The sequence below is a fragment of the Streptomyces sp. ATexAB-D23 genome (genome assembly GCF_000373645.1).
Taxonomy (GTDB): Bacteria; Actinomycetota; Actinomycetes; order Streptomycetales; family Streptomycetaceae; genus Streptomyces; species Streptomyces castrisilvae.
On sequence record NZ_KB892024.1, the window covers coordinates 444,356 to 459,455 of the forward strand.

Consider the following 15,100-nt stretch of genomic DNA (forward strand, 5'->3'; position numbering starts at 1 on the left):
TCCTCCGCCGGACGGCCTACGGCAGTGCGCGCTGTCACCACCACCTATGACAAACGTCATGGGTGGTGCGAAGCGGGCCGGGAAAGCACCTGGTGTCGCGTCGGAGAAGCGGAAGCACCGGAATGCGACCAGGCCTCCCTGCACGAGGAAGACCCCCGATGCGAGGAGGACTGCCGGCGCGACGAAGACTGCCAGTGCGACGAAGATCCAGGCGCGACGAAGATCCAGGCACAGCGAAGATCCAGGCACGACGAAGGCCCCGGTCGAAATCGACCGGGGCCTTCGATATACGAGCGGACGACCAGGTTCGAACTGGCGACCTCAACCTTGGCAAGGTTGCGCTCTACCAACTGAGCTACGTCCGCATTGCAACCACTCGGCTTTCACCGGTGGAGCGAGCACTACTCTACCCGATCCACTGGAGTGGTCGTGAAGAGTGATGCAGAGCGGGTGACAGGAATTGCACACTGCGCCTTCCCCCTGGAAGGGGGATGTTCTGCTACTGAACTACACCCGCACGCTGCTTGGGGTTCGGCTTTTCGGCCTTGCCCTTCGGCGTGCTCCAGACTCTAGCCGACCTGCGGGGGTGTCGCGCAAGTCGGCTCCCGAGAGGCGTCGCCCGGCGCCACCCTGACGGGGCGTCGGGCGCGTCCGCCGCACGGGTCCGGCGCGGCCGGCCGGCCCGCACGCCGGTCCGGGCGCAGGATCAACTGGCTTCCTGGAACGCCTCGTAGACGCTTTTGGGAATCCGGCCCCGGGCCGGCACGTCCATCCGGTGCGAGCGCGCCCAGGCGCGCACCGCCGCGGGGTCGGGTGCGAGCGAGGTGTGCCGGTACGAGACGGGAACCTTGCCGCGTTTGCCGGTATTTGTCTGCTTACGGCCGGCCGCCATGTACGGGGCCAGGGCTTTGCGCAGTTTCTTTGCGTTGGACGGATTGAGGTCGATCTCGTACGACTTCCCGTCGAGGGCGAAGGAGACCGTTTCCGCCGCTGTTCCCCCGTCGATGTCGTCGGAGAGTGTGACCACTACGCGCTGCGCCACGGATATCGGTCCTTTCCTACAGCATCGACGCGTCTGACATGCGCCGATGCCGGCCTTCCGGCTGTGAGCGCGGATGCGGCCCGACTGTTGTCGGTGTCGCGGGGGCAATGCTGCTTTCCCTGGTAATCATTTGTACAGCGACTGGTGCCGCATTGTGAAGCCCGCCCAATTACCTGCGCGTGTCCGCCCGCTATGTGGGCCGCCCGCGATCATTTGTTTCGCGGGATTTTCGTGGCCCGTGATCGGCCGATATCTCGGCGTGATCTGCCCCGTTTGATATCTACCCGCGTAGAATTTCCGGGCAGGTACGCTGAGTGGACCCGCGGGGGTCTGGGGAACCCCCCGGAGAAACAGCCGCACCACACCACCACACCGGGAGTGCCAGTGGCACGCGTCGTAGTCGACGTCATGCTCAAGCCCGAGATCCTCGACCCGCAGGGACAGGCGGTGCAGCGCGCACTGCCCCGTCTCGGCTTCGAGGGAATCGCGGACGTACGTCAGGGAAAGCGTTTCGAGCTGCAGGTCGAGGGGCCGGTCGATGACGCCGCCCTCGCCCGTATTCACGAGATGGCGGAGACCTTCCTCGCCAACACCGTGATCGAGGACTTCACCGTCAAGGTGGAGAAGGCCGAGGAGTCGAAGTGACTGCTCGTATCGGAGTCGTCACCTTTCCGGGCACGCTCGACGACCAGGACGCCCTTAGGGCCGTACGGGTCGCGGGCGCCGAACCCGTATCGCTGTGGCACCGCGACAAGGACCTGCACCAGGTCGACGCGGTCATCCTCGCGGGCGGTTTCTCCTACGGCGACTATCTGCGCGCCGGAGCCATCTCCCGGTTCTCGCCGGTCATGGAGACGGTGATCGAGCAGGCGAAGGCGGGCATGCCGGTCCTCGGCATCTGCAACGGCTTCCAGATCCTGACCGAGGCGCATCTGCTGCCCGGCGCGATGCTGCGCAACAACCACCTGCACTTCATCTGCCGCGACCAGACCCTGCGCGTCGAGAACGCGGAGACCGCCTGGACCTCGGACTACTCCGCGGGCCAGGAGATCTCCGTCCCCCTCAAGAACATGGACGGCCGTTACACCGCCGACGAGCACACGCTCGACGAGCTGGAGGCCGAGGGCCGCGTCGCCTTCCGCTACGTGGGCCGCAACCCCAACGGCTCACTGCGCGACATCGCCGGCATCACCAACGCCGCGGGCAACGTCGTCGGCCTGATGCCGCACCCGGAGCACGCCGTGGAGCCGCTGATCGGCACCGGTCGCACCGACGGTCTCGGTTTCTTCACCTCGATCATCAAGAAGCTGGTCAACGCATGAGCCTGGACACGGTCAAGCACGCGGCCGAAACCCCGGACACCGAGCAGCCCTGGAAGGAACTCGGCCTCAAGGAGGACGAGTACGCCCGCATCCGCGAGATCCTGGGCCGCCGTCCCACCGGCGCCGAGCTCGCCATGTACTCGGTGATGTGGTCGGAGCACTGCTCGTACAAGAGCAGCAAGGTCCACCTCAAGCAGTTCGGCGAGAAGGTCCCGGCCAACGACGCCATGCTCGTCGGCATCGGTGAGAACGCCGGTGTGGTCGACGTCGGCCAGGGGTACGCGGTCACCTTCAAGGTCGAGTCGCACAACCACCCCTCGTACATCGAGCCCTACCAGGGCGCGGCGACCGGCGTCGGCGGCATCGTCCGCGACATCCTCGCCATGGGCGCCCGCCCGGTCGCGGTCGTCGACCCGCTGCGCTTCGGCGCGGCCGACCACCCGGACACCAAGCGCGTCCTGCCGGGCGTCGTCGCGGGCATCGGCGGCTACGGCAACTGCCTGGGCCTGCCGAACATCGGCGGCGAGGTCGTCTTCGACGCCTGCTACCAGGGCAACCCGCTCGTCAACGCCGGCTGCATCGGCGTGATGAAGCACGAGGACATCCACCTCGCGCAGGCGTCCGGCCCCGGCAACAAGGTCATCCTGTACGGCGCCCGGACCGGTGGCGACGGCATCGGCGGCGTCTCGGTGCTGGCCTCGGAGACCTTCGAGTCGACCGGCCCGGCCAAGCGCCCCGCCGTCCAGGTCGGCGACCCGTTCCAGGAGAAACTCCTCATCGAGTGCACCCTGGAGATCTTCAAGGAGAAGCTCGTCGCGGGCATCCAGGACCTCGGCGGCGCCGGGCTCTCCTGCGCCACGTCCGAGCTGGCCTCCGCGGGCTCCGGCGGCATGCGCGTCGAGCTGGACACCGTGCCGCTGCGTGACTCCTCCCTCTCGCCCGAGGAAATCCTCATGAGCGAGTCGCAGGAGCGCATGTGCGCGATCGTCGAGCCGCAGCACGTGGACCGCTTCCTGGAGATCTGCGAGAAGTGGGACGTCATCGCCACCGTCATCGGTGAGGTGACCGAGGGTTCGCAGCTGGAGATCTTCTGGCACGGCGAGCAGATCGTGGACGTTCCGCCGCGGTCCGTCGCCCACGAGGGCCCGACCTACCACCGCCCGTACGCCCGCCCCTCCTGGCAGGACGCGCTCCAGGCGGACGACGCCGGCAAGCTGGCCCGCCCGGCGAACGGCGCCGAGCTGCGCGAACAGGTCCTCAAGCTGGTGTCCTCGCCGAACCAGGCGTCGAAGTCCTGGATCACGGACCAGTACGACCGGTTCGTGCAGGGCAACACCGTGCTCGCGATGCCCGAGGACGCCGGCATGGTCCGCATCGACGAGGAGTCCAACCTCGGCGTGGCCATGGCGACCGACGGCAACGGCCGGTACGCGAAGCTCGACCCGTACACCGGGGCGCAGCTCGCGCTGGCGGAGTCGTACCGCAATGTCGCCGCCTCCGGCGCCAAGCCGCTCGCCATCTCGGACTGCCTGAACTTCGGTTCGCCCGAGGACCCGGACGTCATGTGGCAGTTCGCCGAGGCCACCCGCGGTCTCGCGGACGGCTGCCTGGAGCTGGGCACCCCGGTCACCGGCGGCAACGTCTCGCTGTACAACCAGACCGGTGAGACGGCGATCCACCCGACGCCGGTCGTGGCCGTGCTCGGTGTGATCGACGACGTCACGCGGCGCACGCCGGTCGCCTTCGCGGAAGAGGGCCAGCTCCTCTACCTGCTGGGCGACACGGGCGAGGAGTTCGGCGGCTCCGCCTGGTCCGAGGTCGTCCACAACCACCTCGGCGGCCTGCCGCCCAAGGTGGACCTGGGCCGCGAGAAGCTGCTCGCCGAGATCCTGATCTCGGCCTCCCGCGACGGCATGATCGACGCGGCGCACGACCTGTCCGACGGCGGTCTGATCCAGGCGGTCACCGAGTCCTGCCTGCGTGGCGGGAACGGTGCCCGGCTGGTCGTGCCGGACGGCCTGGACGCGTTCACGCTGCTGTTCTCGGAGTCCGCGGGCCGCGCGGTCGTCTCGGTGCCGCGCAGCGAGGAGCTGCGGTTCAACGACATGTGCGGGGCGCGCGGTCTGCCCGTGACCCGCCTCGGTGTCGTGGACGGCGACGAGATCGAGGTCCAGGGCGAGTTCTCCATCCCGCTGAGCGAGCTGCGTACGGCGCACGAGGACACGATCCCCGCGCTGCTGGCGTAGTCCGCGGGCAGTTCGCCCATGCCGAGGCCCCCGACCGGTCCGACCGGTCGGGGGCCTTTGCGATGTGCGTACGGGAAATGCCGGGCCGTGCCGTACGGGAGTGGTCACGCCTTTCTGCGGGTGCCCGGGAGCCGGGTGGACAGGATCAGGGCGAGGACCATCACTCCGGTGGCGCAGGCGAAGACGACGTCGGCCGATGAGGCGAAGGCGTCCAGGGCCTGCCGCCGGGCCGCGCCCGTGAGCCCGCCGATGTCGCTGGTCGACCCGCCGGGGCCCTTGGCCGCGTAGGCCCTGCTGAGTACGGCTCCGAAGACGGAGGCCCCGAGCGCGGTGCCGAGGGTCTGGAAGAACCGGACCCCGGTGGTCGCCACCCCCAGCTGACTCGGCGGGGCGGCCTCCTGGACCAGCTGGATGAGCTGGCCGATGAGCTGGCCGAAGCCGATCCCCATCAGGAGCATCGCGCCGCGCACCGTCCACAGCCCGGTGTCCGTGCCGAGCGTGGTGAGGACGGCGAGGGCGGCCGAGGCGAAGACGGTGCCGCTGACGACGAAGGTCTTCTGCGACCAGCCTGCCGCGACGAGACGGCCCGAGACGAGGCCGACGACGGTCATGCCGATGGCCATCGGGACCAGGAAGAGTCCGGCCGAGGTCGCCGCGACACCCCGTACGACCTGGAGGTAGATCATCACGTAGACGATCGACCCCATCATCGCGACACCGACCAGGCCCTGGATCGCGAAGCCGTAGCGCATGGGCCGGAGGGCGAAGTGGGAGAGGGGCAGGATCGGTTCGGCGGCCGTGGCTTGGCGCCAGAGGAACAGGACCAGTGCGGCGACGGCGGCCACGGCCAGGCCCACGACGGTGGGCGAGGTCCAGGCGTAGCGTCCGCCGCCCCACTCGGTGACCAGGAGCAGGGCGGTCGAGAAGGCGGCGGCCAGGCCGGCGCCGAGGAAGTCGATGCGGTGGCGGGTGGTGCGTACGGGGAGCCTCACCACGACGACCGCGCCGGCCAGGACGGCGACGCCGACGGGCAGATTGACGTAGAAGATCCACCGCCACCCGGCGTGGTCGGCGAGGGCGCCGCCCAGCCAGGGGCCGAGCGCCATGCCCGCGCCGGCGATGATCCCGCCCAGGCTGCCCTTCGAGTCGCCGCGCTGCGCGCCGGACTCTGCCCCGCCGCCGTTCGCCCGTGCCGCGGAACCCAGCTCGTGCAGGACGACCATGGTCACGCTCATCAGCCCGCCGCCGCCGATGCCCTGGAAGGCGCGCGCGGCGATCAGCCCGCCCATGGACTGGGCCATTCCGCACAGCGCCGAACCGGTGAGGAAGGTCGCCAGCGCCCCGATGAAGACGGTTTTCGAGCCGAGGGTGTCGCAGAGCTTCCCGTACAGCGGCAGCGCGGCGGTCGCGGCGAGCTGGTAGGCGGCGATCAGCCACGGGATCCGGTCGACGCCGTGGACGGGGTCGAGATCGCGGACGATCGGCACGGTCGCCGAGGACACGATGTTCGAGTCCAGCACGGCCAGCAGGATCGTGACGATGCAGAGTGCGACGGCGACGGTGGCGCGGCGGTCGGTGACGCGGCGGTCGGTGGCCGGCCGCTCGGTGCCGGCCGCCCGTGGAGGCTCGGCCGCGGTCTTCGTTTCGGGCATGGCAGGGCTCCCCCTCCTGAGCGGCGCGGGCTCCCCGCCGCTGCGTGGAGTCCCACTGTCCGGACATTCATGTACTGAGTCAAGTTTTCGGCTGGGATAAATTTTCATCCTGGTATAGTGAGGGTCATGACCGAGGGGATGGGCCTGCGCGAGCGCAAGAAGATCGAGACGCGACGTCGTCTGCTGGCGGAGGCCACGAAGCTCTTCGGCGAGCGCGGCTTCGACCAGGTCTCGGTCGCGGAGATCGCCGAAGCGGCCAACGTGTCGAAGATGACCGTCTTCAACTACTTCGACAGCAAGGAAGACCTGGTCTTCGCGCCGATGGAGGAGCACATCGGCGACGCCGCCCGGATCGTGCGGGACCGCGCGCTCGGCGAATCCGTGGTCGCGGCCATGCGCCGGCAGTACCGGGAGGCCGTCGAGCGCCGGGACCCCTCGGTGGGGATGAGCGACGACGCGGTGGCGCTCGGTCTCATCCGGCTCATCCAGCAGACGCCGGTCCTGCTCACCCGCGCGCACGCCTTCTTCGTCGGCACCCTCGACGAACTCACCGATGCCCTGATCGACGAGGGCGAGGAGCCGGCCATCGCCCTCGTCGTCGCCTCCCAGCTGCTCGGTGCGCACAACGCGCTGATCACCGAGAACCACCGGCGCCTGCTGGCCGGTGAATCGGCCGACGCGATCGCGGCGGACGCCGTCAGGCTCGCCGGCCGCGCCTTCGACCTGCTGGAGAAGGGCCTCGGCGACTACGCGACCCGGACCTGACGGGCGGGGCACCCGGGCGACCGGGGCGGCCGCAGCCGCGTCCCGCGCCTGCGGGCTCAGCCCATGTGCCCATCCCACGTGCTGAGCTCGCGTCCCGAGCCCCGCGTCCCGCGTCCCGAGCCCCGCGTCCCGCGTCCCGAGCCCCGTGGCCCGCGGCCCCGGCCCCGGCCTGCGGCCCCCGCCCCGGCCCCCGGCCCCGGCCCCCGGCCCCGGCCCCCCGCCCCGGCCTGCGGCCCCCCCTCCCACCCCGCCCCTTCCTCGTCCCAACTGTGTTGTCAGTGCCGAGTCGTAGGCTCCTCACCATGCCGCCCTCGCAGAAGCGCCCCCGTCGCTACGACCCGGTCAGGACCCGTGCCGCGGTCCTGGCCCAGTTCGCGCACGTACGGGAAGCCGTCCGCACCCTGACCCCGAGACAGCTCGCCTCCCCGAGCGGCCTCGGGGACTGGACGGTGCGCGAGCTGGCCGCCCACATCACCATGGCGCTCTCGCACGTCAGCCGGACCCTGGAGCTCCCGGCCCCGGCACTGGCCAGGCCCGAGGTCTCCCTCGCGCGGTGGCCGCTCACCACGGCGGAGCGCGCCCCGCGCACAGCGGACGACACCGCCGCACGCGCCGCGGACGCCCCGGACCTGGACACCCTGTACGCGGAGGTCGCCGCCCGCTTCGAGGCGCTGGTGCCGGCCGCGTCCGAGGACCGGCTGCTGGCGACCCGGGTCGGAGCGATGCGCCTCGGCGACTTCCTGGTCACCCGCACCGTGGAGCTGGTCGTCCACACCTACGACCTCAGCGAGGCGACCGGGCTCTCCATCCCGTACGACCGGCAGGCGCTCGCGGCGTGCACCCGGCTGCTCGCCGACGCCCTGGCCGAGAAGGCGCCCGGCGGCTCGGTCGAGGTGCGGGTCCCGCCGTTCGCCGTGGTGCAGTGCGTCGAGGGCCCGCGCCACACCCGGGGCACCCCGCCCAACGTCGTGGAGACCGACCCGCTGACCTGGATACGGCTGGCGACCGGGCGTACGCGGTGGGAGCGGGAGGTCGACGCGGCGAAGGTCGGCGCCAGTGGCGAGCGGGCCGACTTGTCCGCCCTGCTGCCCCTCATGGGCTGACGGGCCGGTTCCGGTTCCGGCGGCCCGGCAGGGGAACCGGATCGCCCGTGCCCGCCGTCTCACCGGCATGCAGCTCTCCACGCAGCCTTCCACGCGGCGACGGCACCTGGCCGTCGGCCTCCTGGCCCTGCTCGCCCTCACCGCCTGCGGCACGGAGTCGGCCGACGGGACCGGCGCGGGCTCCTCACGGGCCGCCCCCGCAGGTGACAGCGGCTCCGCACAGCCGGCCGAGTCCCTCACCGGAGTGCGGTGGAACGTCGACGCGCTGACGGTCGACGGGCGGCGCACCAAGGCCCCGGCCGGCGCGCACCTGGAGATCGACACGAAGGGCCGGGCCGGCGGGAGCTACGGCTGCAACCGGTTCACCGCGCAGGTGCGGCTCGACGGCGACACCCTCACCGTCGAGCAGGGGCTGACCACCGAGATGGGCTGCGAACCGGCCGTCCAGCGCTTCGAATCCCTCCTGGCCGGCGCCTTCAAGGGCAGGCTCACCGCCACCGTGAAGGACAAGACGGTCACCCTGACCACGGCGAAGGGCGACACCATCACCCTCACCGCGAGCCGCCCGGTCCCGCTCGCGGGCACCGACTGGCGGGTCACCACGCTGGCCTCCGGCTCCACCGCCTCGTCCGTGCCCAGCGGCACGGAGGGCGGGGCGCGGATCACCTTCGGCCGGGACGGCACGGTCCACGGCACCCTCGGCTGCAACACCTTCCGGGCCACGGCAGAGGTCTCCGGCTCCACGATCACCTTCGGCCCGCTCACCGCCACTCGGAAGACGTGCCCGGACCCCGACATGCGGCTGGAGAGCGCCGTACGCGAGGTGCTCGACGGGACCAGGACGACCTTCGCCATCGACCAGCGGACGCTGACCCTCACCACTCAGGGCGGCGACAAGGGGATCGGCGCCTCGGCGGCCGAGGAGAACGGCTGAAGGGAACGGCCGAGGGGAGCGGCTGAGGCCGGTTCGGCGGATCGAGCCCGACCGCGACCGGCCGCCGGTCCCCGAGAAGCCGCATACCGGGCGGCGACGGTGTGAGGCTCGCCACGAAACGACCGTTCGGGCCCTGCCCGCACGGTCGCCGCGAGCCGCCTCACACAGCGCCACGAACAGGACCGTCGACGCCCTCGGCCGGGTGGCCGGAACCTGTCGGTAACCGGCCGGTGATCCGGGTGTCGCCTGCCCTGCGGCGGTTGCCGCGCGTAGACCCGGACGGGGCGGCGATCACTGCGGGTGACAGGTCCGACGGCCCGGAGAGCGGGTTCCGGGGGCCCTTCCGGGCCGGTTCGGCGCGGCATCCCCAATTCGGACCAGTGGTCGATCTCCCCTACACTCGGTGGCGTGCCTCGTGGTGATGGACGACTCAACCACGACCTGCTCCCCGGAGAGAAAGGCCCCCAGGACGCTTGCGGCGTCTTCGGTGTCTGGGCTCCGGGCGAAGAGGTCGCCAAGCTCACCTATTTCGGACTGTATGCCCTGCAGCACCGTGGACAGGAGTCCGCGGGCATCGCAGTGAGCAACGGGTCCCAGATCCTGGTCTTCAAGGACATGGGACTGGTCTCGCAGGTCTTCGACGAAACCTCCCTGGGATCGCTCCAGGGCCATATCGCGGTCGGTCATGCCCGCTACTCCACCACCGGTGCCTCGGTGTGGGAGAACGCGCAGCCGACGTTCCGTGCGACCGCGCACGGCTCGATCGCCCTGGGTCACAACGGCAACCTGGTCAACACGGCCCAGCTCGCGGAGATGGTCGCCGACCTCCCGCGCAAGGACGGCCGCGCCACCCAGGTCGCCGCGACCAACGACACCGATCTGGTGACCGCCCTGCTCGCCGGCCAGACCGACGAGGACGGCAAGCCGCTCACCATCGAGGAGGCCGCCGCCAAGGTGCTTCCCGAGGTGCGGGGCGCCTTCTCCCTCGTCTTCATGGACGAGCACACGCTCTACGCCGCCCGTGACCCGCAGGGCATCCGCCCGCTGGTCCTCGGCCGCCTGGAGCGCGGCTGGGTGGTCGCTTCGGAGTCGGCCGCCCTCGACATCTGCGGTGCCAGCTTCGTCCGCGAGATCGAGCCGGGCGAGATGATCGCCGTGGACGAGAACGGTCTGCGCACCTCTCGATTCGCGGAAGCGAAGCCCAAGGGCTGCGTCTTCGAGTACGTCTATCTGGCCCGCCCCGACACCGACATCGCCGGCCGCAACGTGTACCTCTCCCGTGTGGAGATGGGCCGCAGGCTGGCCGCCGAGGCGCCCGTCGAGGCCGATCTGGTCATAGCGACGCCGGAGTCCGGCACCCCCGCGGCCATCGGCTACGCGGAGGCCAGCGGGATTCCGTTCGGCGCCGGCCTGGTGAAGAACGCCTACGTCGGCCGGACCTTCATCCAGCCGTCCCAGACGATTCGCCAGCTGGGCATCCGCCTCAAGCTGAACCCCCTCAAGGAAGTCATCAAGGGCAAGCGCCTGGTGGTCGTCGACGACTCGATCGTCCGCGGCAACACCCAGCGCGCACTGGTCCGGATGCTCCGCGAGGCCGGTGCGGCCGAGATCCACATCCGGATCTCGTCCCCGCCCGTGAAGTGGCCCTGCTTCTTCGGCATCGACTTCGCGACCCGCGCCGAGCTGATCGCCAACGGCATGTCCGTCGAGGAGATCGGCACCTCCATGGGCGCCGACTCGCTCGCGTACATCTCGATCGACTCGATGATCGAGGCCACGACGATCGACAAGCCGAATCTGTGCCGCGCCTGCTTCGACGGTGAGTACCCGATGGAGCTTCCCGACCCGGAGCTGCTCGGCAAGCAGCTGCTGGAGACCGAGCTGGCGGCAGGCCCTGCGGCGACGGCCGCGGCCGACGCGCTGCGGCGTCCGTGACCCGGACCGCCCGGCAGCCCTTCCCCCAGCCCCGTATTTCCACACGAAAGATCCCAGGCAATGTCTGAGACAACAGGTGCTTCCTACGCGGCAGCGGGCGTCGACATCGAGGCCGGCGACCGCGCCGTCGAGCTGATGAAGGAGTGGGTGAAGAAGACGCAGCGCCCCGAGGTCGCAGGACTCGGCGGTCTCGGCGGCTTCGCCGGCCTCTTCGACGCCTCGGCGCTCAAGCGCTACGAGCGTCCGCTCCTCGCCTCCGCCACGGACGGCGTCGGCACCAAGGTCGACCTCGCCCGCCAGATGGGCGTGTACGACACCATCGGCCACGACCTCGTCGGCATGGTCGTGGACGACCTCGTCGTCTGCGGCGCCGAGCCGCTGTTCATGACCGACTACATCTGCGTCGGCAAGGTGCACCCCGAGCGTGTCGCGGCCATCGTCAAGGGCATCGCCGAGGGCTGTGTGCTGGCCGGCTGCGCCCTGGTCGGCGGGGAGACCGCCGAGCACCCGGGCCTGCTGGGCGCGGACGACTTCGACGTGGCCGGCGCCGGTACGGGCGTGGTCGAGGCCGACCGTCTGCTGGGCCCCGACCGCATCCGCAAGGGCGACGCCGTGATCGCCATGGCGTCCTCGGGTCTTCACTCCAACGGGTACTCGCTCGTCCGCCACGTGGTCTTCGACCGGGCCGGCTGGACGCTGGACCGCCAGGTCGAGGAGTTCGGCCGGACGCTCGGCGAGGAGCTCCTCGAGCCCACCCGGATCTACTCGCTGGACTGCCTCGCGCTCACCCGTACGACCGAGGTGCACGGCTTCAGCCACGTCACCGGCGGCGGTCTGGCCAACAACCTGGCACGCGTCGTCCCGGACACCCTGCACGCCACGGTGGACCGCTCCACCTGGACCCCCGGCGCCGTCTTCGACCTCGTCGGCAAGGCCGGTCAGGTCGAGCAGCTGGAGCTGGAGAAGACGCTCAACATGGGCGTCGGCATGATCGCGATCGTCCCCGCCGAATCGGTGGACGCCGCGCTGACGACCCTGGCCGACCGCGGCGTCGACTCCTGGGTCGCCGGCGAGATCACCGACCGGGGCGCACACACGACGGGCGCGGAGCTCGTGGGCGCGTACGCACGCTGAGTGGGGACCGGCCGTCGCTTCCGCACCACCGGGACACGCACGGAACACCGGGTGGGCCCTCGGGTCCGCCCGGTCACCGGCTGCCTCGTCGGCTCCGGACCGGGACAGCCGCTCCGGACCGGGACAGCACAGAACCCGGTCCGGGACAGGCCCGGACCGGGTCGATGTGTCAATGCGAGGTCAAGCGCCGCGGCGCTTGGACGACGGACCGGACTGCTGGTCCCCGTCCTCGTCCTCGTCGTCGTTGTAGAGATCCGCGTACTGTGCGTACGGGTCATCTTCCTCGTCGTCGTCCTCGAACGGCTCTGCGTTCGGTGGCTGACTCGAAGGCGATGCGCCCAGCTCATTGGCCAGACGCGACAGGTCAGTCCCGCCGGTGCTGTACTTCAGCTGGCGGGCGACCTTGGTCTGCTTGGCCTTTGCCCGGCCGCGCCCCATGGCTCGACCCCCTCGGTGACGGGGCTCGACGGCCCCAGAGTCTTGACACGCGTTCATGTTTCAGGACGGACTCTCGGCAGAGAGACCGTGCCTGTAGAGCTTTAACGGTACCTGCTTCCGCGGCCATACGGTACGCCGCCCGCATCACGTGCCCCGGAAGAGGACCCGCGAGGAGCCCCGTCCTCGCTGGTCAACTGCGATTTTAACCTCTTATCGGCAGGCGACCCGCCGACCGGGGTGAGTCTTGTCTCCCCGGCCGGCCGCCGGCGCGCGCGAAAGCGGGCCGCCGGCCGGAGCCGGCGGCCCGGGGGCCCGCACGGATCAGCGGCGGCGGGCCTCGGCCATCCGCTGCTCGGCGATCCGGTCGGCGGCGGCGGCCGGCGGAATCCCATCAGCCTTCGCACGTGCGAATATGGTCAGCGTGGTGTCGAAGATCTTCGTGGCCTTGGCCTTGCACCGGTCGAAGTCGAACCCGTTCAGCTCGTCGGCGACCTGGATGACACCGCCCGCGTTCACCACGTAGTCGGGCGCGTACAGGATCGCGCGGTCCGCGAGGTCCTTCTCGACACCCGGGTGCGCGAGCTGGTTGTTGGCCGCACCGCACACCACCTTCGCGGTGAGCACCGGCACGCTGTCGTCGTTGAGGGCGCCGCCCAGCGCGCACGGGGCGTAGATGTCCAGGCCCTCGGTGCGGATGAGCGCCTCGGTGTCCGCCGCGACGGCGACCCCGGGGTGCTTCTCGGTGATCCGGCGCACGGACTCCTCCCGCACATCGGTGATCACCACGTCGGCGCCGTCCGCGAGCAGGTGCTCGACGAGGTGGTGGCCGACCTTGCCGACTCCGGCGACCCCCACTTTTCGGCCACGCAGCGTCGGGTCGCCCCACAGGTGCTGGGCGGAGGCGCGCATGCCCTGGAAGACACCGAAGGCGGTGAGCACGGAGGAGTCGCCCGCGCCGCCGTTCTCGGGGGAGCGGCCGGTGGTCCAGCGGCACTCGCGGGCCACCACGTCCATGTCGGCGACATAGGTGCCGACGTCGCAGGCCGTCACGTAACGGCCACCGAGCGAGGCCACGAACCGGCCGTAGGCAAGGAGCAGTTCCTCGCTCTTGATCTGCTCCGGGTCGCCGATGATGACGGCCTTGCCGCCCCCGTGGTCGAGGCCGGCCAGGGCGTTCTTGTACGACATTCCGCGCGCGAGGTTCAGCGCGTCGGCGACGGCCTCCGCCTCGGAGGCGTACGGGTAGAAGCGGGTACCGCCGAGGGCCGGGCCCAGGGCGGTGGAGTGGAGCGCGATGACGGCCTTGAGGCCGCTGGCACGGTCCTGGCAGAGGACGACTTGTTCGTGTCCGCCCTGGTCCGAGTGGAACAGGGTGTGCAGGACATCGACAGGCACGCCGGTCACATCGGTCACTGTGGTGACTCCCAAGTACGAAGCGGCGGGAAGGTCCCTCCTGAAGGTGGGGAGGGCCCACCGGACCGACCGCCACGGACGGCCCGGTGGGCAAGAGGGTAAGTCCTACGCGCACGTAGATCTGTTCCAGTGCCCAGGATCACCCCCTACCGGGGGACAGGCGTGACACGATCACCGCATGTCGGTGGTGTCTTCGGTGCTCGTCCCTTACGCGTCCTACCTCCGGGTCTACGAGCCACTGGCGGCCTTCCCGGAGGCCGAGCGCGCGCACTGGGCCCGCTACGCGGCCCGGGACCGGATCCCCACGGCCCAGGACGAACTGCGCCGCTCGCTCGCGGACTTGGCGGCGACCCCGCCCGCCGGAGTGCCCGTCCACGAGAGCGCGGACGCCTTCGTCGCGGAGGCGGACGGCGTGGTGTGCGTCTGCCCGTGGCGGACCCGGCTGCGCGGGTGGCTGGCCCTGGACGGGCTGGCGGACCTGTTCCCCGGGCCGGTGCTCGACGCGGTGCTGCCGCCGGTGGTGCGCGGCCAGGTCCTCGCCGACCACGAGCGGTGGGCGCAGCGCAATCCGGACGCCCGGCCGTGGATCAGGACGGCGGTGTGGCAGGTGCCGGTGCGCTGGTTCGTGCTGTTCACGGACGAGGAGCGCGAGCATGTGACGGCCGGGCGGGACGGGGAGCCGCCCGTGTTCCGCTACCGCACGCCGATGGTCCAGGCGCGGCGCCGGCTGGCCAGGTCGCTCAGGACGCTGCGGGAGACGATGGACGAGGGGCCGCTGACCGCGGGCCTGGTGGACGTCGGGCGGTGGCTGGAGGAGTTCCATCCGCGCGCGCTGGTCGAGCTGGACTACGGCGGGCTCGTGCACGCGCTGCCGGAGCGGCAGCTCGCTCAGGACCGCAGCGCCGCCGATGTGGCCGAGGGCATCGCAGCGCTGCGCGCGGGGGACGCCGAGAGGGCGGCCGAGGCGTACGCGCGTCTCGCGGAGCGCTGGCGGGCCGTAAGGGACCGTCAGTTCGCCAACTGAACGGCGATGAACCCGCTTCGTGTGTGACACGTGAGGGTGAAGGGGCGGAAGCTTCTCCAGGGGCGTCAGGACCTACGTCCCGAACCGGGCCT

The 15,100-nt window shown here is 70.8% G+C and carries 13 protein-coding genes and 2 tRNA genes; 9 read left to right on the top strand and 6 right to left on the bottom strand.

Going from position 1 to position 15,100, the window contains the following annotated elements:
* Window positions 1-292: 292 nt before the first annotated feature.
* From B082_RS0122730 to B082_RS0122740, 3 genes are all read right to left on the bottom strand, one after another.
* A tRNA-Gly gene (locus B082_RS0122730) sits at window positions 293-365 on the bottom strand.
* A gap of 80 nt (window positions 366-445) precedes the next feature.
* Window positions 446-517: transfer RNA gene (locus B082_RS0122735), tRNA-Gly, on the bottom strand.
* A gap of 189 nt (window positions 518-706) precedes the next feature.
* Entirely contained in the window at window positions 707-1,042 is a 336-nt protein-coding gene (locus B082_RS0122740) for a histone-like nucleoid-structuring protein Lsr2 (RefSeq protein WP_199783831.1), read from the bottom strand.
* Between the two features lie 384 nt (window positions 1,043-1,426).
* On the opposite strand from B082_RS0122740, the gene purS reads away from it, so the two are divergent.
* The 3 genes from purS to purL are packed head-to-tail and all read left to right on the top strand — an operon-like array spanning window position 1,427 to window position 4,610.
* Window positions 1,427-1,687: a phosphoribosylformylglycinamidine synthase subunit PurS gene (gene purS / locus B082_RS0122745; protein WP_018554113.1), complete on the top strand. Its 261-nt coding sequence runs from the start codon at window positions 1,427-1,429 to the stop codon at window positions 1,685-1,687.
* Window positions 1,684-2,364 (top strand): phosphoribosylformylglycinamidine synthase subunit PurQ, encoded by a 681-nt coding sequence (gene purQ / locus B082_RS0122750; RefSeq protein ID WP_018554114.1) that lies wholly within the window; start codon window positions 1,684-1,686, stop codon window positions 2,362-2,364. Before purS ends, purQ begins: the two co-directional genes overlap by 4 nt.
* Window positions 2,361-4,610, top strand: a complete 2,250-nt coding sequence (gene purL / locus B082_RS0122755) for a phosphoribosylformylglycinamidine synthase subunit PurL (RefSeq protein WP_018554115.1) — start codon at window positions 2,361-2,363, stop codon at window positions 4,608-4,610. The genes purQ and purL overlap by 4 nt, the downstream gene beginning before the upstream one ends.
* Window positions 4,611-4,714: 104 nt before the next feature.
* Here the strand turns inward: purL and B082_RS0122760 are convergent, their stop codons facing one another.
* A complete protein-coding gene (locus tag B082_RS0122760; protein ID WP_018554116.1) occupies window positions 4,715-6,262 on the bottom strand; it encodes an MFS transporter in 1,548 nt (515 codons plus the stop codon).
* 126 nt (window positions 6,263-6,388) lie between these two features.
* Between B082_RS0122760 and B082_RS0122765 the strand changes: the two genes are divergently transcribed.
* The 5 genes from B082_RS0122765 to purM all read left to right on the top strand — a co-directional run bounded on the left by B082_RS0122765 (window position 6,389) and on the right by purM (window position 12,133).
* A complete protein-coding gene (locus B082_RS0122765; RefSeq protein WP_018554117.1) occupies window positions 6,389-7,027 on the top strand; it encodes a TetR/AcrR family transcriptional regulator in 639 nt (212 codons plus the stop codon).
* A gap of 302 nt (window positions 7,028-7,329) precedes the next feature.
* Complete coding sequence (locus B082_RS0122770) at window positions 7,330-8,130, top strand: maleylpyruvate isomerase family mycothiol-dependent enzyme (protein ID WP_018554118.1); 801 nt, start codon at window positions 7,330-7,332, stop codon at window positions 8,128-8,130.
* Between the two features lie 67 nt (window positions 8,131-8,197).
* Entirely contained in the window at window positions 8,198-9,064 is an 867-nt protein-coding gene (locus B082_RS0122775) for an META domain-containing protein (protein WP_018554119.1), read from the top strand.
* Between the two features lie 408 nt (window positions 9,065-9,472).
* Window positions 9,473-10,999 (top strand): amidophosphoribosyltransferase, encoded by a 1,527-nt coding sequence (gene purF, locus B082_RS0122780; protein ID WP_026250088.1) that lies wholly within the window; start codon window positions 9,473-9,475, stop codon window positions 10,997-10,999.
* Between the two features lie 60 nt (window positions 11,000-11,059).
* Window positions 11,060-12,133, top strand: a complete 1,074-nt coding sequence (purM, locus tag B082_RS0122785; RefSeq protein ID WP_018554121.1) for a phosphoribosylformylglycinamidine cyclo-ligase — start codon at window positions 11,060-11,062, stop codon at window positions 12,131-12,133.
* 180 nt (window positions 12,134-12,313) lie between these two features.
* Here purM and B082_RS0122790 read toward each other — a convergent pair whose 3' ends face one another.
* The gene (locus B082_RS0122790) at window positions 12,314-12,571 is read right to left on the bottom strand and encodes a DUF3073 domain-containing protein (RefSeq protein WP_018554122.1); all 258 of its coding nucleotides are present in this window, start codon (window positions 12,569-12,571) and stop codon (window positions 12,314-12,316) included.
* Window positions 12,572-12,892: 321 nt separating this feature from the next.
* On the bottom strand, window positions 12,893-13,984 hold the full coding sequence (locus B082_RS0122795; RefSeq protein WP_018554123.1) for a Leu/Phe/Val dehydrogenase: 1,092 nt from the start codon (window positions 13,982-13,984) through the stop codon (window positions 12,893-12,895).
* Window positions 13,985-14,162: 178 nt separating this feature from the next.
* On the opposite strand from B082_RS0122795, the gene B082_RS0122800 reads away from it, so the two are divergent.
* Window positions 14,163-15,008, top strand: a complete 846-nt coding sequence (locus tag B082_RS0122800; protein WP_018554124.1) for a hypothetical protein — start codon at window positions 14,163-14,165, stop codon at window positions 15,006-15,008.
* Window positions 15,009-15,100 lie beyond the last annotated feature (92 nt).